16 protein-coding genes are annotated in these 18,911 nt (G+C 63.2%); 7 read left to right on the top strand and 9 right to left on the bottom strand.

The genetic code is table 11. From position 1 onward, the window contains the following. Positions 1 to 32: 32 nt before the first annotated feature. Together R2823_06400 and R2823_06405 are read left to right on the top strand one after the other, a co-directional pair. Positions 33 to 1,475 carry an NAD-binding protein gene (locus R2823_06400; GenBank protein MEZ5175819.1) on the top strand — a complete coding sequence of 481 codons (1,443 nt, stop codon included), beginning with the start codon at positions 33 to 35 and terminating at the stop codon, positions 1,473 to 1,475. Between the two features lie 2 nt (positions 1,476 to 1,477). After that, positions 1,478 to 2,710, top strand: coding sequence for a cation:proton antiporter (locus R2823_06405; GenBank protein ID MEZ5175820.1), 1,233 nt, complete (start codon positions 1,478 to 1,480; stop codon positions 2,708 to 2,710). A gap of 30 nt (positions 2,711 to 2,740) precedes the next feature. On the opposite strand, the gene R2823_06410 is transcribed toward R2823_06405, so the two are convergent. Then, positions 2,741 to 3,649 (bottom strand): DUF368 domain-containing protein, encoded by a 909-nt coding sequence (locus R2823_06410; GenBank protein ID MEZ5175821.1) that lies wholly within the window; start codon positions 3,647 to 3,649, stop codon positions 2,741 to 2,743. 41 nt (positions 3,650 to 3,690) lie between these two features. Between R2823_06410 and dtd the strand changes: the two genes are divergently transcribed. Beyond that, positions 3,691 to 4,146 (top strand): D-aminoacyl-tRNA deacylase, encoded by a 456-nt coding sequence (gene dtd / locus R2823_06415; GenBank protein ID MEZ5175822.1) that lies wholly within the window; start codon positions 3,691 to 3,693, stop codon positions 4,144 to 4,146. Between the two features lie 18 nt (positions 4,147 to 4,164). On the opposite strand, the gene R2823_06420 is transcribed toward dtd, so the two are convergent. From R2823_06420 to R2823_06430, 3 genes are read right to left on the bottom strand one after another with little or no spacing between them, the layout of a single operon-like run. After that, positions 4,165 to 7,227, bottom strand: a complete 3,063-nt coding sequence (locus R2823_06420; protein ID MEZ5175823.1) for an ATP-dependent DNA helicase — start codon at positions 7,225 to 7,227, stop codon at positions 4,165 to 4,167. Then, complete coding sequence (locus R2823_06425; GenBank protein MEZ5175824.1) at positions 7,224 to 10,157, bottom strand: ATP-dependent DNA helicase; 2,934 nt, start codon at positions 10,155 to 10,157, stop codon at positions 7,224 to 7,226. The genes R2823_06420 and R2823_06425 overlap by 4 nt, the downstream gene beginning before the upstream one ends. A 17-nt stretch (positions 10,158 to 10,174) precedes the next feature. Further along, positions 10,175 to 11,053, bottom strand: coding sequence for a PD-(D/E)XK nuclease family protein (locus R2823_06430; protein MEZ5175825.1), 879 nt, complete (start codon positions 11,051 to 11,053; stop codon positions 10,175 to 10,177). A 1,063-nt stretch (positions 11,054 to 12,116) separates the two neighbouring features. Here R2823_06430 and R2823_06435 point away from each other — a divergent pair. Then, positions 12,117 to 12,731: a PH domain-containing protein gene (locus R2823_06435; GenBank protein ID MEZ5175826.1), complete on the top strand. Its 615-nt coding sequence runs from the start codon at positions 12,117 to 12,119 to the stop codon at positions 12,729 to 12,731. A 22-nt stretch (positions 12,732 to 12,753) separates the two neighbouring features. On the opposite strand, the gene R2823_06440 is transcribed toward R2823_06435, so the two are convergent. Then, a complete protein-coding gene (locus tag R2823_06440) occupies positions 12,754 to 13,974 on the bottom strand; it encodes a class I SAM-dependent RNA methyltransferase (GenBank protein ID MEZ5175827.1) in 1,221 nt (406 codons plus the stop codon). 85 nt (positions 13,975 to 14,059) lie between these two features. On the opposite strand from R2823_06440, the gene R2823_06445 reads away from it, so the two are divergent. Beyond that, the gene (locus R2823_06445) at positions 14,060 to 14,431 is read left to right on the top strand and encodes a hypothetical protein (protein ID MEZ5175828.1); all 372 of its coding nucleotides are present in this window, start codon (positions 14,060 to 14,062) and stop codon (positions 14,429 to 14,431) included. 51 nt (positions 14,432 to 14,482) lie between these two features. Continuing rightward, positions 14,483 to 15,274: an enoyl-ACP reductase FabI gene (gene fabI / locus R2823_06450; GenBank protein MEZ5175829.1), complete on the top strand. Its 792-nt coding sequence runs from the start codon at positions 14,483 to 14,485 to the stop codon at positions 15,272 to 15,274. A 6-nt stretch (positions 15,275 to 15,280) separates the two neighbouring features. Here the strand turns inward: fabI and R2823_06455 are convergent, their stop codons facing one another. Next, the gene (locus R2823_06455; protein ID MEZ5175830.1) at positions 15,281 to 17,065 is read right to left on the bottom strand and encodes an ATP-binding protein; all 1,785 of its coding nucleotides are present in this window, start codon (positions 17,063 to 17,065) and stop codon (positions 15,281 to 15,283) included. A 43-nt stretch (positions 17,066 to 17,108) separates the two neighbouring features. Between R2823_06455 and R2823_06460 the strand changes: the two genes are divergently transcribed. Beyond that, positions 17,109 to 18,152: a D-alanine--D-alanine ligase family protein gene (locus R2823_06460; GenBank protein MEZ5175831.1), complete on the top strand. Its 1,044-nt coding sequence runs from the start codon at positions 17,109 to 17,111 to the stop codon at positions 18,150 to 18,152. 12 nt (positions 18,153 to 18,164) lie between these two features. On the opposite strand, the gene R2823_06465 is transcribed toward R2823_06460, so the two are convergent. Genes R2823_06465 through rpmB form a run of 3 tightly spaced genes read right to left on the bottom strand, consistent with a single transcriptional unit; the run spans position 18,165 to position 18,844 of the window. Further along, positions 18,165 to 18,398 carry an Lrp/AsnC ligand binding domain-containing protein gene (locus tag R2823_06465; protein ID MEZ5175832.1) on the bottom strand — a complete coding sequence of 78 codons (234 nt, stop codon included), beginning with the start codon at positions 18,396 to 18,398 and terminating at the stop codon, positions 18,165 to 18,167. A gap of 47 nt (positions 18,399 to 18,445) precedes the next feature. Continuing rightward, on the bottom strand, positions 18,446 to 18,655 hold the full coding sequence (locus R2823_06470) for a cold shock domain-containing protein (GenBank protein ID MEZ5175833.1): 210 nt from the start codon (positions 18,653 to 18,655) through the stop codon (positions 18,446 to 18,448). Then, a complete protein-coding gene (gene rpmB / locus R2823_06475; GenBank protein ID MEZ5175834.1) occupies positions 18,656 to 18,844 on the bottom strand; it encodes a 50S ribosomal protein L28 in 189 nt (62 codons plus the stop codon). Positions 18,845 to 18,911 lie beyond the last annotated feature (67 nt).

Genomic DNA, 18,911 nt, shown 5'->3' on the forward strand with positions numbered 1-18,911 from the left:
AATGCGACCCACGCATCCCCGATCGGAGGATCATGAAGGCGGTCGTCGTCGGTGCCGGCGCCACAACCCGCGAGTTGATCAGACGCCTCGGAGACACCTGGGATCTCGTCGTCATCGACATCGATCCGGCGCGCCTCGAGGCCGCCGAGCGCGTGCGCGACATCACGACGATCGAAGGTGACGGCTCGAGTGCTGTTGTGTTGCGTCGCGCAGGCATCGATACCGCGGTCACCGTGGTCGCCGCGGCCGCCACCGACGATGTCAACCTCGAGGTTGCCAAACTCGCGTCAGACGCCGGTGCAGAGCACATCGTGGCCGTCGCGCGGGTGCCGGAACGATCCGACGAGTATCGGTCTTTGGGGGTTCATGTCGTGGTTCCCGCATCGCTTGCGGCGAGGGACATGGAGATCGCCATGGAACCTCGGAAACTTGCGTCGACCACCTTCTCGGCTGGCAAGGCCGAAGCGATCGAATTCGAGATCACCCCCGACTCGCCCGTTCAGGGGAAAGCCCTCAAGGAAATCCCATCAGAGCTGTGGGTGGTCGCGGCGATCCTGCGCGACGGGAAGCTGGTCGTCCCGCACGGAGCGACGCAACTCCTCACAGGTGACCGAGTGACCATCGTGGGCTCGGCCGCCGATTTTGCCCAGTTGGTGAGAACATTCGCGGGAGGGGTATCGCGTTTCCCACTCGAGTTCGGGAGAAAGGTGGTTGTGTCGCTCGACTCGAGATCCGACCTGGAAGGTCCCGTCGCCGAAGCGGCCCACTTCGTGCGCAACTCGAATGCGGCAAGCCTCGTTGTCGTCCATACCGATCCCGCCAAGCTGCGCAGCACCGCCCAAGCTGATGAGCTCCAGAGCCTCATCGACACGGTTGGCGTCGACGAGCTCGGCGTGGAAGTCGAGCTCCGTCCCGTCGATGGGAACCCATATGAAGCCCGCCTGAAGATCGCGAAGGAGGAGAGCGTTGGTGTCATTGTTGCCAAGATGCCGGGCCGGTCGCTGCTCCGGCCGTTTTCGGGGATTCCCGCGGCACTGAACACGCTGTCGACCGCGCGTGTTCCGGTGTTGCTCACACGCGGTGAGACGCGGTTCGTTGCGATCGTTGCCCCCGCTCGACGAACGATCTCGTCCGACACCGCCGGAAGGGCTGCAATCGACATCGCTCGCCGGTCAGGCGTCAAGGTGATCGGTGTTGCCGTTGCCAACCCGACCTTCATGGGGCGGGACGATCTGATGGACAAGAAACGAGCCACGGCATGGCTCCGGCGTGAGGCATCGGTTCAGGATGTCCAAGTGGAACGCCATGTGGTCCGCGGAAATCCCGTGCGTGTCATCGCAAGCGTCACCGGACCCGATCGGTTGCTGGTGGTCTCGATGCCCGATGGTCGGGTTGGGCGATGGAGCCCCGGGACCGCCGTGTGGGCGGCGGCGCGAGGTGAGGGTTCCGTGTTATTCGTGCCCATGACATCGTGACCATGCTTGCCGTCGCCGCCTCCGACAGCGTTCTTCCGAACGCCACGACCTTCGTCGTGATCGGCTTCGCTGCATTCCTCCTTCCCCTTGCCGCTCGACGCATCCGGGTCCCGGCCGTTGTCCTCGAGATCCTGTTCGGACTGCTGATCGGCCCCCAGGTCCTCGGGTGGATTGCCGCGGAATCGACCTCGGAAGGTTTCATCCTTGTGCTCGCCGAGATCGGGTTGTTCCTCCTCATGTTCCTTGCCGGTTTCGAGATCGACTTCACCTCCCTCGAACGCGAAGGCAAGGGTCCCGTGATCACGGGACTTGTGATGTACGGGATCTTTGTTGGTCTCGCATGGTTCGGTTTCGGTTTCGTTGAGCTGCCGGATTCCAATGCGCGGCTGTTCTTGACGCTGCTCGTGTCCGCGGGATCTGCGGGAATCATCGTGCCTGCACTGCGTTCGACCAATCGAGGACGCACCCGTCAGGGCCAGCTGACCCTCGTCATCGGCATCCTCGCCGAGTTCCTTGCTGCCACCGGGATCATCGTCTTTTCCGTTTGGTACCGGTCGGGTTGGGGCATCGAGATGTTCGCCGTACCACTGTTCGCGATCATCCTGGGATTCGCCCTCTGGATCATGCGGACCCTCGCGTGGTGGTTCCCCGACCAGGCGGAGCGGCTGTTCGCCCGACACGACCCGGACGAGATCGGCATCAGGTTCAGCCTCGCTCTTCTGTTTGTCTTCGTCGGCCTTTCCCTCGCACTCGACATGGATCCGATCCTCGGCGCGTTCATGGCTGGGGCAATCTTCGCCTTCGTGTTCCGCAACTCGGGGGATCTCGAAGCGCGTATCTCAGGCTTCTCGTACGGGTTCCTGATCCCGATCTTCTTCATCTCTGTTGGCGTTGCTTTCCCTCTCGACGCCTTGCAGGATGCAACGGTTATTCGTACGGCCGGCGCGATCATCGTGGTGGCGATCGCCGCGAAGATGCTTCCCGCCCCATTGCTCACCTTGCGCGGGCTGTCGTTGCGCGACGCCCTCGGGTCCGGCGCTCTGCTTGCAGGCCAACTGAGCGTGATCATCGCCCTTGCCGAAGTGGGGGTTCAGATCGGAGTGATCGATTCCGGGCTGGCAGCTGGTGCCGTTCTGCTCGTCGGTGTCACCGCCATCCTGTCACCGATCTTCTTCCGGATCCTCTCACCGCCGCTCCCCTCGGACATGGAAGTGCCGCTTTCGCGAACGGGCTGATCTGCGCCCATCGCTCAGTCAACCGATCAGTCAACGAGGGGTTGCCGAAGCCTCGACTCGCATCGCGGTCCACCAAATGAGCACCACGGCTATGAAGCCGACAAGGGCCATTGCGACCGCCAGCGCGATGTCCGAGTCGGGGGTACCGAGGACCGTCGATTGGACCCCGAGCGGCCACGGCCACAGCACGCGCAGCGATCCGGCCATGAGACCGACCAGCGCCGCGAGGACGACATCATGGTGGTGTGTGAGGGCCCGGTCGAGCACCTGCGAGAACACGCCGAGCCCGACAACCGCTCCGAGGATGAAGGTACCGAGTGCAACGATGTCGAAGTCGGTGACCGCATCGAGTACCGCGCCGTACATCCCGAGGAGAACCAGGATGAACGATCCGGAGATACCGGGCAGGATCATGGCACAGATGGCGATCGCGCCGGACCCGAAGTATGCCCACAGCGCAGGATCCGTGAGCTGATCAACGGTCTCTTCGGTCGTCCCGGTTCGCACTCCGAGAGCGACGAACACGACCGCACCGACCGCGATGGCGACCCACACCTCGCGCGCCGCGGGTTCACGGAGCATGGTCCAGGCAATGAGCATCGAACCGATCACGAGACCGGCAAACAGCGACGCCATCGCCACCGGTGCTTCGGCGAGGAGGGTGGTGAGCAGATGCGCGAGGGACACCACTGCTGCGAGGATGCCGACACCGAGCGGGACGAGGAATCCCCATTCGACTCGGGTGATCCAGTGACGGAACCCCTTCACATCACCCGCAAGGATTCTCCCGAGAGCGGTCGAGCCGGCCCTGATGGATGCGACGAGTCGTTCATAAATGCCGAGGACAAGAGCGATCGTGCCCCCTGACACGCCAGGAACGATGTCCGCCGCACCCATGGCGAAGCCGCGCAGCACCGATGCGATCGACTCGAAAACCATGGCGGCGAGTGTAGGTTCCCGATGTCCGAAGAGAGGTCGACATGAAAGCCGTCGTGCAACGGAGTCTCGCAGCGTCCGTGACGGTGGACGGGCACACAGCGGGGAGAATCTCGTCGGGTTTGGTCGTATTCGTCGGTGTCGAATCCGCCGACACGGTGGCAGACGCCGTGGCCTGTGCACACAAGATCGTCGACCTTCGCATCTTTGCCGATGAGGACGGGAAGATGAATCGGTCGATTGCCGAGGTGCATGGCGCCGTTCTTGTTGTTTCCCAGTTCACGCTCGCGGCGCGTGTCCGGAAGGGCCGTCGGCCTTCCTTCGTTGGTGCCGCCCGACCTGAGGATGCTGAGCCGTTGATTGAACAGTTCTGCGCGACGGTGGCATCCCGCGGTCTCGTGGTCGAGCAAGGGGTATTCGGTGCGCACATGTTGATCGAGTTGGTCAACGACGGCCCGGTGACGCTTCTCGTCGAGACCAAGGACGGGTCCATCATCTGATCCGGCGGTCGAAGGCCGTCATTCGGCTGCCCGCAGGAACTCCGCACCGGTTTCGCAGTGCACGAGGAAGTCGCAGTGGCGGCACGCGTCGGACGGTGTGGGCGTCCATGGACCTTCGATACCCAGCTTGATGAGGTCTGCGAGTTCCGTTCGGGCTCCTCGAATCCACGCCTCATCGGCCACCTCGGTGATCTCGACCACTTCGGGTCCACCGAAGTATGCGAATACCACTTCGATTCGACACGGTGTGGTGCCGGAGATGGCGCCGTCAGCCGCGGCGATTGCATACGCCTTGAGCTGGATCATACGCGCCGGGTCGTTGACGACCGATCCCGACTTGTAGTCGACGATTTCCCATGTTCCCGGTGTTGGTTCGTAGATTGCATCGACCTTGCCTCGCAAGGACCCGTTCCCGATCGACACCTCGAACGGCACCTCGACGAACCGCGGCCGGCTCGCCGCGAACCGTGATGCCTCGAACACCGCCCATGGATCGGGTTCGACACCCGGCGTCCCACGGTCGGGCTCGTTGCTGGTGTCGTCGCGAATGGCGTCGTACGCGTCGGTTTCGGGACCGTCAAGCGGGACGATGCCGAGGTTGTGGAGTTCGACCATGCGATGAAACTCGGTTCCACGCTTTGCGGCTGTCGACGGCCGTCGCGGAAGCCGATCGTGATGAATCCATTTGAATCGCAGGGGACACTGGGCGAGGGTCACCGCCGCCGTGACCGATGTCGAAAAGAGGCGTTCGGCAGGTTCGAGTCGTGGGATCCGCAGGGCGCCGATGTCGAGGACGAGCTGCTCGACCCGTTGCCCGACGGCTCCGGCGAGTTCGGGATAGGTCGATGGCAGGAAACCGGGATCGGCAATCGCTTGGCGCATGGCAAACGCCGGACCGTGCGGAAACAGTGGATCGGGTTCGTCCGATCGGCTGTCGAACCGTTCGACCGGTGGTTTGTCCCCAGGGTCGTCTACCCAGGCTTCCACGACGGCACCATCGATCTGTCGTGCGTGCATCAGCAATGGTGACGGCTCTTTCGGATTGGCGACGCTGTCCTGCCATGCGTGGCCCGTCATGACGAGTCGGCGTCTCGCGCGCGTCGTCGCGACATACGCGAGTCGGTATTCGGCGTTGAGCTCGCGGGCCTTCAGGAGGTTCTTCCGGGCCTTTCCCTTGGTGGCGGCGACAGCACGAAGGCTGTCGGCATCGAGGCGAGCCTCGTATGGGACCAGGTAGGCATGGGTATCCGGATCGTCGTACCGTCGGACCGATGAGGGGAAGTCGCCGGCTTGGAGGCCAGGCACAAACACCACCGTCCACTCAAGGCCCTTCGCTCCGTGGACCGTTGTCAACTCCACCGCGTCAGCACTGGCGAGGTTCGGCGGTGTCAGCGATTCCTCTCTCCCCGAGGCGTCGAGAGCGTCGAGGTATCGAAGGAACCTCGAGACGGTCGGCCTTCCCTCAATCGGTCGCCAGTTCGTTGCGACGCTGATGAACCGTGCGATGTTGAGCCTCGCCGATGTTGCTTCGCCTGCGGGTAACGCCGCCGCCTCATCCCAGAATCCGATGGTGTTGACGATCTCGTTGATGGTTCGTGCAACGGGATTGGCTTGCGCAAACCGCACGAGGTGCTCGTGTTTGGCAACGAACCGGTCCAGGAGCTCCGACTTGGCAGCCGGAAGCCCATCGATGGCCGTGTGGTGACGGACAGCGCCCATGATCGAACTCATCGATGCTTCGCGTGCGCAGCGTCGGAAAGCGTCGAGGTCCGCGAGCCCGAACCGGTACTGGCCACCCATCAAGATGCGCAGCAGAGGTACTTCGTCGTCCGGATCCGCCACAACGCGGAGCCAAGCCACGACATCGGCAACCTCAGGAATGTGGAGCAGCGTCCCCGGATCGCTTACCGACACCGGTATGTCGTGTTCACCCATCGCTGCGATGAGGAGGGGAATCCAGGCTCGCTTGCGGACCAGAATGGCCATCTCACGATAGGGGATCCCATCGTCGTGTCGGCCGATGATGTCCTTTGCGATCCATCGCGCCTCGTCTCGTTCGGAGCGGAACCATCCAACACCCAGGTAGCCGTCTTCGGCACCGTCGTGTGGGGTCAGTGGTCGTGCACCGTCGAGGACCGGGAGACGGTCGCGCAAGGCGTTCGCGAGTGTCAAGATGATGCGATCGGATCGATGATTCAGACTCAGTGGGAGGGTCTCCGTCGCGGTCCCGGATCGTGGAAAGTGTTCGGGGAAACGCTCGAAGTTGTCGAGGGAAGCACCTCGCCACTCGTAGATCGTCTGATCGGTGTCGCCAACCGCGGTGACGCTCGCCCTCGGGCCGAAGATCCTGGTCAGCAGGATCCGCTGCGCGGGATCGGTGTCCTGGTACTCGTCGAGTAGGACGATGTCGTACCGGTCCGCCAGTTCGGCCGCGACCTCGGGATGGTCCTCGACGAGGGTCACCGCCATCGTGATGAGATCGGAGAACTCCACGAGGCCGAGGCGGGTCTTCTCGGCACGGTATGCCGCAGCGGCGGTGAGGTACGCATCGCGCAGGAGCCAGAGCGCATCGTCAGGTGTCGGATGTGACGGGCTGAGTGCTCGGACATCGTCTGGCGTCAGCAGATGCTGGTCGAGACTGGCGTTGAACCGGGTGAGTTCGTCGGCTCGGTGCGCCATCGCGGTGAGATCGAGTTCGGTGTCGTACGACCGAAGAACCATCTGAGCCAGTTCGGTTCGGCTCCCTTCGTCGAGGAGCACCGAGGTCGGTTCGTACCCGACAAGCGCACCGAACTCTTCGAGAATCGAGACACAGAAGCTGTGGTAGGTGGCGACCTCGACCTCTTCCTCGCTCCCGTGCTGGCCGAGGCGATCCCGCAGACGGGTACGAAGCTCGTCGGACGCTTTGACGGTGAAGGTGATGCCAAGGGCACGCGACGGTGGCGTACCGTCTTCGACCAGTCGGGCGAGCCGCTCGACGATGGTCGTCGTCTTGCCCGTACCTGCCCCTGCGGCGACCCGCAGGTGTGTTGGAAGGTACTCGATAATGGCGCGCTGCTCGATGCTCGGCTCGATCGTCATGAGCGGAACGCCTCTCTGCCCCTTGGAACGGCGGGACATACCACCGCGTAGTCGCACCGGTCGCACTGCTTGTCCGGTACCGGGCCGAAGGCTTCTGCGCGGATCTCGCCGGCGATCGACGCGAGACGGTCCGTGACTTCCTCGAGGTTGGACATGTCGAACTCGCGAGTCACGATGCTGTGCTTGTTGGGCGGCATACCCGGGTACCAGAACTGTGCGCTCGTCACCGGTGCGCCGCCGGTCATGACCGGATCCATCTTCAGTGCCAGGGCGTAGAGACCGAGTTGGAGGGCTTCCGCAGCTTCGGTCACCGTCAACGCGGATGTTCCCGTCTTGTAGTCGACGACATTGATCGTGCCGCCGGCCTCTTCGATGCGGTCGACCCTGCCATGCCATTTTGTGTCGCCGAGGTCGATCTCGAATTCGTGTTCGAGGGCGATGGCTCGGGCAGTCGTTGGCCAGAACTCGTACAGTCGTCTCAGGATCGTCTGCGCCCTGCGAAGCCATGCGAGCCCGACGGGATCCCGGCCGAATGGCGCGTCGGCCCATGCCTCATCGAGAATTCGCATGGCGCGTTCGAGGGTCGATCGTTGGGAGCCGGTTCCGCTCACCTCGCGCTCGGCGATCTCGAGGACTTCATGGATGATCCGACCCAGTTCGAGATACAGCGACGACGGATCGCGCCGCGTTCCGAACCTTCTGATCGCGTACTGCCACGGGCAGCGCTCATAATCCGATGCCTGGGAGGCTGACATCGGATGGTCCAACGGGACGAACCCAGTATCAGGCCCATGCTCGACGGTTCCATACCGGTGTCGCTGGTCGGTCATACCGTGGGCGGGTGCGTCCGCGAGGACCGCGATCGCGGCGATCCGATCGACATCGTCAGCTCGCGGATCGCGGACCGTGCGTCGCAGCTCGGCTTCGAAGCCGCGCCGGGTGAGGGGATGCGACGCGGCTGACGGTGTTGTCGGTCGTGCAACCTGACCGAGGAAGCGGCTTGGTTCGGTCTGTTCCGAGGGACTCTCGAACGCCGTCGCTGTCCACACGACCCTTTCGGATGCTCGGGTCATCGCGGTGTACGCGAGCCGTCGCTCCTCGTCGAGCCTGAACGCCACATACGATGCAGAATCCTCGGACTGATGCGGGTCGAGCAGGCGTGTCTTGAGCAGGGAGTCGCGTCGTCGCAGATCAGGGATGGAGCCCTCGATAGCGTTGGCGATGTACACGACATCGAACTCGGTTGACTTCGCCCGGTGCAGCGTTGCGATGGTGACTCCGTCATTGGTTTCCGAACGGAAGCTGAAAAGCGAATCGGCTTCGATGTCGGAGGCATGTGCGAGCTGCTGATGGTCGCGCAGGGTGCTCTCCGGCACTCGTTCGCTCGACCTCGTGATCGACTGGCTGAACGCCGACCAGGCTCGTCGGTCCGACAGACGCTGATCATCGTTGGCGATGACCGTCAGCTGGGGGAGTGCGGTCCACAGATGCCAGAGCCCTGACGGTGCGGGAAGGCGGTCGGCCCAGGCCGTGTCATCGAGAAGGCCTCCGAGGGAGGCCGCGGCAGGGAGCTTGGTGGAGATCGCTTCGCTCCATGGAGTTCCGGCGTCGACGATCCTGACGATGTCGCTCACCGCGCCATGCGGTGCCGCAATGAACGGGCCCATGAGGATGCCACGCATGAGATCGGCGATGTCATCGTCGGGTCCGGTGGTTGCGGCCGCGACCAGGTCGTGGACGAACCGGACCACGGGTTGATCCTCGAGCTGCTCGAGGCTGAGATTGTGTGGCAGATCGCGGCGTTCGAGCGACGCACCGACCCGCTGCTGGAAATCGACGCCTGACCTTGTGAATACGGCGATTCGGCTCAGTTCGACGCCGTCCATCAGATGGATGCGTTCGATGTCGGTCGCGATCCATTCACTCTCGGCATCGGGCGATTCGAAGACATGGGTGGCGACGCTCCCGCCTCGGCGCACGCTCTCGACCTTGCCAGCCGCACCCGGGAGTGCTCGGCCCGTGACATTGACTGCCGCGGCGAGGATCTGCTCCGGGACCCGAAACGATGTTGTGAGAACCAGCCGCTCACCGACGACCCCTAGGAACTCCTCTGCCGTTGATGGGAACTCGAGCACATTGTGCAGGTCGGTCCCGCGAAATGAGTAGATCGACTGGTAAGGATCGGCGGCAACGGTGAGGGACGCATCGGTGCCGACCAACCCGAAGAGCAGGTCTGCTTGGGCTCGCGAGGTGTCCTGGTACTCGTCGGCGAGGACATGAGCGTACGCTGCTGCGATCGTGGGATCGTTGCCAACGACCGCGACGGCTTCCTTGAGGAGGCGGCCGTAGTCGATCCTTCCGGTCGCCGTCAGCTCGGTGGTGTACCGCTCAAGGAATTGGGCTAGGCCCTTCCATTCGGCGATGTCTGCCCGGTCGATGTCCTCGGTGGTCCTTGTCTGCTCGTGGAACCGGAGGACGAAATCGGTGACCTCCCTTGCCATGGCGGGTGTATGCAGGATCGGGCGGTAGGTCGACCGCCAATCCGCGGGACGCTCGTGTTGGAGCATCGCAAGGATGAACCGCTCATGCTCGGGCCCGGTGAGCACCTTCGGCGGTTCGGCCCACCCAAGCGTCTCATGGTGCGATTCGACGATGCGGTTCGCGAGTGAGTGATAGGTCGACACCTGGACCCGGTAGGAAGCCGACCCGATCATCGCGAACAGTCGTGACCGGATGTCGTTGACCGACTGCCGCGAGAAGGTGAGCACGGCGATCGCCGTGGGGTCCGAACCTGACCGAACGGCATGGCAGATTCGCCGACACAGGAACTCGGTCTTCCCGGTTCCCGGCCCACCGACCACGATCTGGGGCACATCGACGGTGGCGACATGGCGATCCCATTCGTTCGGACCGATTCGTTCCTCGTGCATCGTGTGGCAGCCGTATGTCAGTCGGAGTCCTTTTCGGCGATCGCGGCGTCGATCGCGGCGCGGTTCGCAGCAATCGTGTCGGCATGGTTGAAAGCAGGACAGATGGTGTCCTTGAAGTCGCACCAATCGCAGAGCGCCGACTGGTTCGTTGGCCAGGTATCGGTTTCGATGGCGCGTTCAATGGCTGACCACAGCGCCGCGAGTTGCTGATGCATGGCGTCGAGCTGCGCGTCGTTGATGTCGAGGCTGTACTCGGTTGGTCCCTTGAGGTACAGAAGACGCACGCGGTCGGGTGTGATCCCCTTGGTGATGCGGATCAGCAGTGCATAGATCTTCAGAGCAAAGAATGCCTTGGCGGCATATCGTTCCGGAGGGGCCTTGCCGGTCTTGTAGTCCGTTATCACGAGCATCTGCCGCTGGGTACCGTCGGGGGCCCGCTCGACGATGGTTTCCATGCGGTCGAGGATGCCCCGGATGAGCATCCCATCGATCGGGACGGTGAGGTCCATCTCGCGTTCGATCGGCTCGAACGCCGTCGGGTCCTCCGCCGAGAAATAGGCGGCCAACAGGTCGAGTCCCTCCATGCCCCATGCCCGCTCCTCTTCAACGGCTTCGAAGAGGTTCGGATACTCGATCGACTTGAGCTCGGCCCATGCCTCCCGGAACAGGTCGTAGAGCACGGCGGGGGTTCGTTGAGGTGCTGACCGCTCGAAGAAGCGCTCGAGTGCGAGATGAACGGTTGTTCCGAGCGCCTGGTGGACGGTCGGCTCGGTCGGGATTCGGTCGATGGACTTGAACTTGTACAGCTGGGGACACTGTTTGAAGTCACTCGCCCGCGATGGAGACAGCGAAACAAGGGCGTCTGTCGGGCGCTTGCGGTCCTGTTGGGTGGTCATGTCGTGACCATACTGCGGGGGTGTGACACATTTGGAACCACTCGGGACCCTCCGCGAAAAACCTGCGTACACCGCGAAAACCAATCACGCAACAGGGTTGCACGGCACCCTCCACAACCCCTACCTTCCTCCGTGCCCAGCAGGTGAGAGCCTCAGGGCACGGCATGAGCTGACCTCAGGTCGACTCATCCGGGAAACCGGAGCCGTATCTCTGCCACGGCAGAGATAGTGGTTGTTCGAGGGAGCCCAGCCTTCAAACGACCACAGGACCGCCTCCGTTGTGGGGCGATCCGGTGGAACCTTGGTTCCGCCAGCCACTGACCTCGGTCGGTGGTAGTCCGATCGGACATGACGGCTTAGCTGGCAGCCGAAAGGACACGACCGGTGAGCGGCGGGCAACCGCCTCGAGCCGGACCGGAGTGGCGTTCGCCATTTCGAAGACGAGCCCCGAAGGGGCAAGGCCGTCGGCCCTGCTTCTTCGGGGCTCGTCGCGTACGCCTCGCAACGGTGAGTTTGTGAACCACTGCTCGAACCCTCGCCTGAGGGTCTTCGGTCAGAGCGCGAAAACTCCGGTCTGGTCGCGAAAACCAACCAGCAATCTGGCTTGCGGTACCCCCGGCATCGTGGCAGAGTTCTTGAACCGGCGAGGGGAGACCCGAGCCGAGACCGTCAGCTCGCTACCGGCGCAAGCCGAGACCGATGGCGGGTCCCGACCGGCAACGGACGGGATGGCGGGAAACCGAACCACGCCGCAAGGCGAGGTGACGGACCAGCCGCTCCGAACGGCAGCGCTCTCGCAGCGTGGGGATTTCGATCCCGTCGCCGAAGGGCTTCGGCCCGGCGGTGAAGCCGAACGGATTGATGTGGGTTTCGATCCACATCATGCCCCGCAGGTGGCAACACCGGCGGAGCGCCAGACCGGCGGTCGCAAGACCACAAGGCTTGGCAGTGAGAACACCCCAAGGGGGCTCCGGCTTCCTTGGGGTTTCTCGCGTCTTGCCCGCGTTTGCAGGATCTCCCTGTTTGCTTCTCGTCGGGCTTGTCGCCGTAGTACGCTCCTGCCATGGGATGGCCACACAATTCGCTGACCGAGGGCGAGACGATCATCACTTCGTTCCGCCCACATTGGAAGCTGCTGTTCATCCCGGCTATCTGGGGGATCGTGGTTCTCGTGGTCTTCATCCTGATCGCGACATGGACTGATGCGCTGCTGTGGTTGCGTCTGCTCGGCGCCGCACTGATCCTCTTGTGGTTTGTGGTGCGCCCCTTGGTCGATTGGTGGTTCACCCGCTATGTCCTGACAACCGAACGCCTGATCACCCGCCGCGGCTTGATCGCCCAAAGCGGCATCGAGATCCCGCTCGATCGCATCACCAATGTCAACTTCTCCCAATCGATCATCGAGCGGCTGCTGGGTGCGGGAGATCTGCTGGTCGAGTCTGCGGGGGAAACCGGCCAGAGCTCGTTTGCGAATATCCCACATCCCGACCGTTTCCAGGGCGTCCTGTACAAGGCACGCGAGGCTCGCACGCTTGCATTGGGCCCCGGCGCGGGTGGCGGACGGGTCAAGTCCGATGGGGCAGAAGCGATCCGCAAACTTGCATCGCTGCGCGATGAGGGGCTGATCTCGGAAGCGGAATACGAACAAAAGCGCAAGGAGCTTCTCGACGGGATGTGATCGGGCTGTCGTCGTCCGCTTTTCAGACGCTGCTGCCGGCCCGATCGAATCTCCCGACGATCTCCACATGGTAGGTCTGTGGGAACAAATCCACGGGGGTGGCCTCCACGAACTTGTAGCCGACATCGGTGAGCGTGCGGGTATCTCGAGCGAAGGAGGCGGGGTCGCACGAAACATAGGCGATCCGGCGTGGCAGCGCCGAGGTCACGGCGGCGACTCCGCGTTCACCGAGACCCTTCCGGGGCGGATCAACGACTGCCACATCCCAGTATTCCTCCAACCGTTCGATGTCGCGCGTCAGGGAACCCGCGATGACCGATGCGTCGACGCCGGCGGCAGCGAGATTGCGCCGCGCGAACGACACGGCGCGTTGTGAGGTGTCCATCCCGATGACTCGACCGGCTCCACGACCCACCGTCGCACCGAACAGGCCAACGCCGCAGTAAGCGTCGAGCATGGTTTCTTCCGGCGTGACCTGCAGTATGTCCCGAACGAGTTCCACCAGTAGCTCGGCGCCGAGCGTGTTGTTCTGGAAGAAGCCTTCCGGGGGGATGTCGAAGCTCACATTGTCGATGGTTTCCGTCAGAGCCGGATCACCAGCGACCGGTCGCAGCCGTCCCCGATCGACATGAACGACACTGATCCCCCAAGTGGCGACATCGTCAGGGACACTCCCTTCGATCACCGCAACGGTGTCACCGGTACGGATGCCACACCGGACCGTCAGTCGGGTTACACCGTTGAGATCGCCGATCGTGTCGACGGCGATTCGCAGGGGAGGGGCGAGGACGAGACAATCCGTGATCGGGACCAGCTCGTTCGAGCGCGCCCGGTACAAGGCGGGCCTCCCGCCGAGCACATGGAAGTCGATCCGGTTGCGGTAGGCGAAGCTGCCGCCGGGTACGAATCGGGTTGTGTGGACGAGGGGCGACTCGATACGCCCCAGGTGTTCGAGCTGGGAGACCACCGTTGCATGCTTCCATTCACGCTGGACCCCGTCCTCGGCGAACTGCCATTGACACCCACCGCAGATCGGTGCATGGATGCACGGTTCCGTGCGGCGCTGTGGTGCTGGAGCCAGCACTTCGACGAGGGCGACACGGGCCCATGCCCCCTTGTCCTCGACGACGGTGCCCGTGACCACCTCTCCCGGCATGGCTCCGGCCACGAAATGAGCCTTGCCGTCGTGGCGCGCCACGGCTTCGCCACCGTGGGCCATGGTGTGGGGATGGAGTTCGATCACTGCGGCAGCGTACCTCGCCGCTCTGCGTGACGGGTACCGATGGCGGCCGCGGTACCTTCCGAGCTGACTGACAGGGGAGACAGCGGTGGATCTCGGCACGATCCTTCGATTCCATCAGGAGTGGTTCTACTTCGCCGTCGCATCGTGCGGAGTTGTCGGGGTATGGGGGCTCATCCTCGCGGCTCTCAAGCGGGAGCCTTCCCGGTGGTTCGGATATGCAAGAGCCGTCGCGATCACGGCCATCCTGATCCAAGTCGGCGCGGGGGTGATGCTGTACGCAAACGATCTGCGCCCTGCGAACTCGTTCCATGTTTTCTACGGCGTGGTGACGGCGATCACCCTCACCCTCGCCTATGTCTATCGAGCCACGATGGCGCGCCGTCCGGCCCTCACCTACGGCATCTTGCTGCTGTTCGTCATGGGGCTCGGCATACGGGCTTGGATGAGCGTCAGCTGAGCGACTCGCCGGTCGCCTAGCATCGAACCAGCGTCGGAAGAGGAAGGAACCATGCTCGAGGGAAAACGGATTCTGATCACCGGCGTGCTGACCGACGACTCGATCGCCTGGCACACGGCACGCGTGGCTCAGGGTCTCGGTGCCGAGGTTGTCCTCACCGGGTTCGGTCGCGGAATATCCCTCACCCGAAGGTCCGCCAAGCGTCTCCCGATCGAGGCTGATGTCCATGAGCTCGACATCAACAGCCCCGAGCACATGGCGAACCTTGTCTCGGCACTTGACGACAAATGGGGTGGCCTCGACGGAGCACTCCACGCGATCGCTTTCGCCCCTGCCGACGCCCTCGGCGGGGAGTTCCTCAACACCCCTGCCGACTCTGCGTCCGTTGCGTTCCTCACATCGGCCTTCTCATACAAGACGCTCGCGGTCGGCCTTCGACCGCTCTTCGCGAAAGCCGGTGGGGGAGCGGTCGTCGGGCTCGATTTCGACAACTCGGTTGCGTGGCCCGGATACGACTGGATGGGTGTCGCGAAGTCGGCGCTGCAATCCGTCAACCGATATCTCGCTCGGTATCTCGGTGAAGAGGACATTCGTGTGAATCTCGTGTCGGCTGGCCCGCTTGGCACGGTCGCGGCGAAGTCGATCCCCGGATTCACCCAATACGAGAGCCTGTGGGCTGTTCGTGCCCCACTCGGTTGGGATCCCCACGACCCGGAGCCGGTCGCGAAGATGGCCTGTGTGTTGCTCTCCGATTTCGCCCTCGCGACATCCGGAGAGGTCGTTCATGTCGACGGTGGCTTCCACAGCAACGCCGCGGGACCTCACGAGGGACTCGATACCTGAATCCGGTCAGGCGCCTCGACCTGTGGAACGACCGGGAATCGCAACGGTGAAGGTCGCACCGCCACCGACCGTTGGCTCGAACCACACCCGACCCCCCATCGCCTCCACGAGACCCTTGACGATCGACAGTCCGAGCCCGGCGCCACCTTTCGACCTCGTCTCGTTCGGCTGAAGCTGGGTGAAGCGCTCGAACACCACATCGTGTTTCTCGTAGGGAATGCCGGGGCCATGATCGATCACACGCAACCGGGTCTCACCGCCCACCTCGGTGACGGACACCATCACATCATTCCCGCCGTACTTGAGGGCGTTCTCGACGAGGTTGGTCATCGTGCGTGCGAGGTGGTCAGGGTCCGCAACGATGCTGCCGATCCCGGGCGCGACCTCGAGACGCACGCGATCGCCGCCGGGTAGCACCGTGATGAGATCATCGAGGAACACGGCAACATCGATGGTTCCTGGTCGAACCGGTAGCGATGCAGCCTCGATTCTGGACATGACGAGGAGGTCCTCGATCAAGGTCCTGAGACGGTTCGATTGCTTTGAAGCCATGTCGATGAGCTGTCTTGCCCGCGGGTCCTCGGGAACGAGTTCGGGTCGCTGCAGGGTGCTCAGAGCGCCGATGATGGATGTGAGCGGTGTTCGCAGTTCATGGGAGACGACGGATACGAAGTCGGTCTTCATCTGGGCGAGTTCGGCCATACGCTCACCCATGTCCCGGGCAGCCTCGTATCGAGTGATCTGATTCAGGACGAGCGACGCAGGCGCGGCGACGCCTTCGAGGGTCTCAAGGTCCTCATCCGTGAACGGGGTCTCCTTGTCGCCGACCATCAAGACGCCGATGGATCTGTCCTCGACACGCAGCGAGACGACGGCGAGCCGTTCTGCCTGGAGCTCATCGGCAAGGCGTTCTTGCCCTCGGTCCATGGGATCGTTGATCATTCCCGTCTTTCCGGACATGAACACCCGCTGGGGGAGCCCCGGTTCGTTGAGGGCGACAACAAACTCGTCGGCGGGAACAATGCTGCCTGCCACCCAGATCGGCGACATCAGCTGGAGGGTCTCGGACGCCGGGTCGTACAACATGACGAGGCCGACCCGTGCCCCAACCGAATCAGCCACACGCCCGACGAGTTCGGGGAGGACATCGGTGAGCTTGGTGCCTGCTCCGATCGCGAGCGAAACATCGTAGAGCCGGGTGAGTTCGCGTTCTTTTTCCGCGAGGTCCGACTCGCGCGAAGCCAGCTCGCTGTACCGACTCGACGACTCCTCGATCTGGACCCGGATGCGAATCGAGATCAGCGTCACGAAGACGATCACCCCCACGAAGGCGAGCATTGCGGTGCTCGTGCGGGAAGAGACATAGCCACCCGATGCCCCGAGGGCAGCCCAGTAGCTGCAGATGGCAGCGATGTTGACAACGAGCAGGGAGCTGAGCTGTACCGCCGTTGCGGCCGCGAAGAACGGCACAACGAGGAAGCCGACTGCCGTCGGGATCGACACGGCGCGCAGTTCGATGACGAGCTGGCCGATGAGCACCGAGATGCACCACACCGTGATGAGCCAGTCCGCGATCGTCGACTGGATGGTGTCGCGCCAAGGGATGAAGGTCAGGATGGCCATGGCAACGCCGAAGGCGCCTGCCGACAGCAGCGCAACCTCCCGGTCGGGTCCGGTCAGCGACAGACTCCAGATCGTGAAAACAGCGAACGCCATCCACGAGACGACGAGCCCGGTGTGGATGACTCGTACGCGATAGTCGATCATGAGCCGGTCGTCGCTGCGGCTCATCCAAACCCCCTGAGATTGGTGGTGCACACGGTAATCTTGCCCGATGGCCAGTGTCCTCCTTCTCTTCGGCGGCCGATCCTCCGAACACGAGGTTTCTTGCGAATCAGCCCGTTCGGTGCACGACGCCCTCGTCGGTGCAGGGCACCGCGTCATCCCGGTGGGAATCGATCGGGATGGGAGGTGGCACCTCGTCGATGCCTCTCATCGACCGTTGCGAGCCGAAGGTAGGCCGGTGTCACTGCGGGTCCCCGAAGGGGTCCTCGCGGTTGCAGATGAAAGGATCGGCTTTGATGTCGTGTTCCCGGTGCTGCACGGTCCCATGGGTGAGGACGGGACGGTGCAGGGGCTGTTCGACATCTGCGATGCCCCCTATGTCGGCTGCGATGTGAGGGCGAGTGCGGTGTGCATGGACAAGGACCTCACCAAGCGTCTCGTCGCCGGTGAGGGCATCGCGACGCCGCGGTGGCGAACGGTCACGCGCCGCATGTGGGATGAGGATCCCGGAGGGACCATCGATGCGATCGCATCGGCATTGCCCTTCCCGATGTTCGTCAAGCCGTCGGCACAGGGATCGTCAGTCGGCATCTCGAAGGTATCCGATGCCGATTCGCTGTCCGCGGGCATCCTTCTGGCGCTTCGGTACGACTCGAAGGTCGTCGTTGAGGAAGCGATTGTCGGAAGGGAGATCGAAGTCGCCGTCCTCGATGGCCCGAGAGCCTCTCTCCCCGGGGAGATCCTCCTTGAGGCGGACTGGTATACCTACGACGCGAAGTACGCAGACGACTCGAGCGAATGCGTCGCGCCTGCTGGCCTCCCTGACGATCAGACCCTCGAGGTTCGGTCGATTGCTGAGGCCGTGTTCTCGCTACTCGGTCTTTCGGGGCTCGCTCGGATCGATTTCTTCCTCGATGCAACGACCGGGAAGTTCCTGTTCAACGAGGCGAACACGATGCCGGGATTCACCTCGATCTCGGGATTCCCCAAGATGTGGCTCGCGTCGGGACTCACCTACGAAGGACTGTGTTCACACCTCATCGACGCGGCGATCGAAGCCCACGCCCAGCGTTCGACCCTCGCGATACGGTGATCGAGCCTCTGCTCAGATCCGAATGACGGGACAGGTGAGCGTCCGGTCGATGCCTTCGACGGGCTGGATCTTCGTGACGACAAGATGTCCGAGCGCATCGACATCTTCAGCGGTGGCCGACACGATGACATCGTACGGTCCGGTGACAGCCTCCGACGAAGTGACCCCATCGATTGCGGCGATCGCCGACGCGACTTCCGATGCCCGTCCCGAATCGGTCTGAATCAACACATAGGCCTGAACCATGGTGGAAGTCTACCGCACCGTCACCGCTCGCGGGATGTCGATTCAGATCAGTAGCCGTCGGAACCGAATCGGAGGTTGGAGGCGACGGGCGTGTCGTCGTCGGAGATGTCGAAGCGAACGCGCTGTCCCTGTCGGAGGAAGCGGAACATCGAGCCGTCGAGACTGCCCGGCCTGAGAAGGACCTCGGATCGGTCGTCATCGCGTATGACGATGCCGACACCGGTGGCGCTGTCGTACACCTTCACGACGCCCTGCATCTAGACCTTCTCGACCTTCCCGGCCTTGATGCACGAAGTGCAGACCTTGGCGCGGCGCGAATTGGACCCGTGCTTGACGCGGATCTTCTGGATGTTGGGACGCCAGGTTTTTGACGACCGCTTGTGGGAAAAGCTGACCTGCTTGCCCGTCCACGGCTCCTTGCCGCAGACCTCGCATCTGTACGCCATCTCGCTCATCCTCCTGAGGCGTGCAGAACGATAACCACCGTGGTCGCGTACCCGATCTCGCATCTGA

The sequence above is a fragment of the Acidimicrobiia bacterium genome (assembly GCA_041393965.1).
GTDB lineage: Bacteria > Actinomycetota > Acidimicrobiia > Spongiisociales > UBA5794 > UBA5794.

Bases quoted from the DNA above. Each gene is read 5' to 3' on its own strand.
- R2823_06400 (MEZ5175819.1), top strand. From the start codon at position 33: ATGAAGGCGGTCGTCGTCGGTGCCGGCGCCACAACCCGCGAGTTGATC.
- R2823_06405 (MEZ5175820.1), top strand. From the start codon at position 1,478: ATGCTTGCCGTCGCCGCCTCCGACAGCGTTCTTCCGAACGCCACGACC.
- R2823_06410 (MEZ5175821.1), bottom strand. From the start codon at position 3,649: ATGGTTTTCGAGTCGATCGCATCGGTGCTGCGCGGCTTCGCCATGGGT.
- dtd (MEZ5175822.1), top strand. From the start codon at position 3,691: ATGAAAGCCGTCGTGCAACGGAGTCTCGCAGCGTCCGTGACGGTGGAC.
- R2823_06420 (MEZ5175823.1), bottom strand. From the start codon at position 7,227: ATGACGATCGAGCCGAGCATCGAGCAGCGCGCCATTATCGAGTACCTT.
- R2823_06425 (MEZ5175824.1), bottom strand. From the start codon at position 10,157: ATGCACGAGGAACGAATCGGTCCGAACGAATGGGATCGCCATGTCGCC.
- R2823_06430 (MEZ5175825.1), bottom strand. From the start codon at position 11,053: ATGACCACCCAACAGGACCGCAAGCGCCCGACAGACGCCCTTGTTTCG.
- R2823_06435 (MEZ5175826.1), top strand. From the start codon at position 12,117: ATGGGATGGCCACACAATTCGCTGACCGAGGGCGAGACGATCATCACT.
- fabI (MEZ5175829.1), top strand. From the start codon at position 14,483: ATGCTCGAGGGAAAACGGATTCTGATCACCGGCGTGCTGACCGACGAC.
- R2823_06455 (MEZ5175830.1), bottom strand. From the start codon at position 17,065: ATGAGCCGCAGCGACGACCGGCTCATGATCGACTATCGCGTACGAGTC.
- R2823_06460 (MEZ5175831.1), top strand. From the start codon at position 17,109: ATGGCCAGTGTCCTCCTTCTCTTCGGCGGCCGATCCTCCGAACACGAG.
- R2823_06465 (MEZ5175832.1), bottom strand. From the start codon at position 18,398: ATGGTTCAGGCCTATGTGTTGATTCAGACCGATTCGGGACGGGCATCG.
- R2823_06470 (MEZ5175833.1), bottom strand. From the start codon at position 18,655: ATGCAGGGCGTCGTGAAGGTGTACGACAGCGCCACCGGTGTCGGCATC.
- rpmB (MEZ5175834.1), bottom strand. From the start codon at position 18,844: ATGGCGTACAGATGCGAGGTCTGCGGCAAGGAGCCGTGGACGGGCAAG.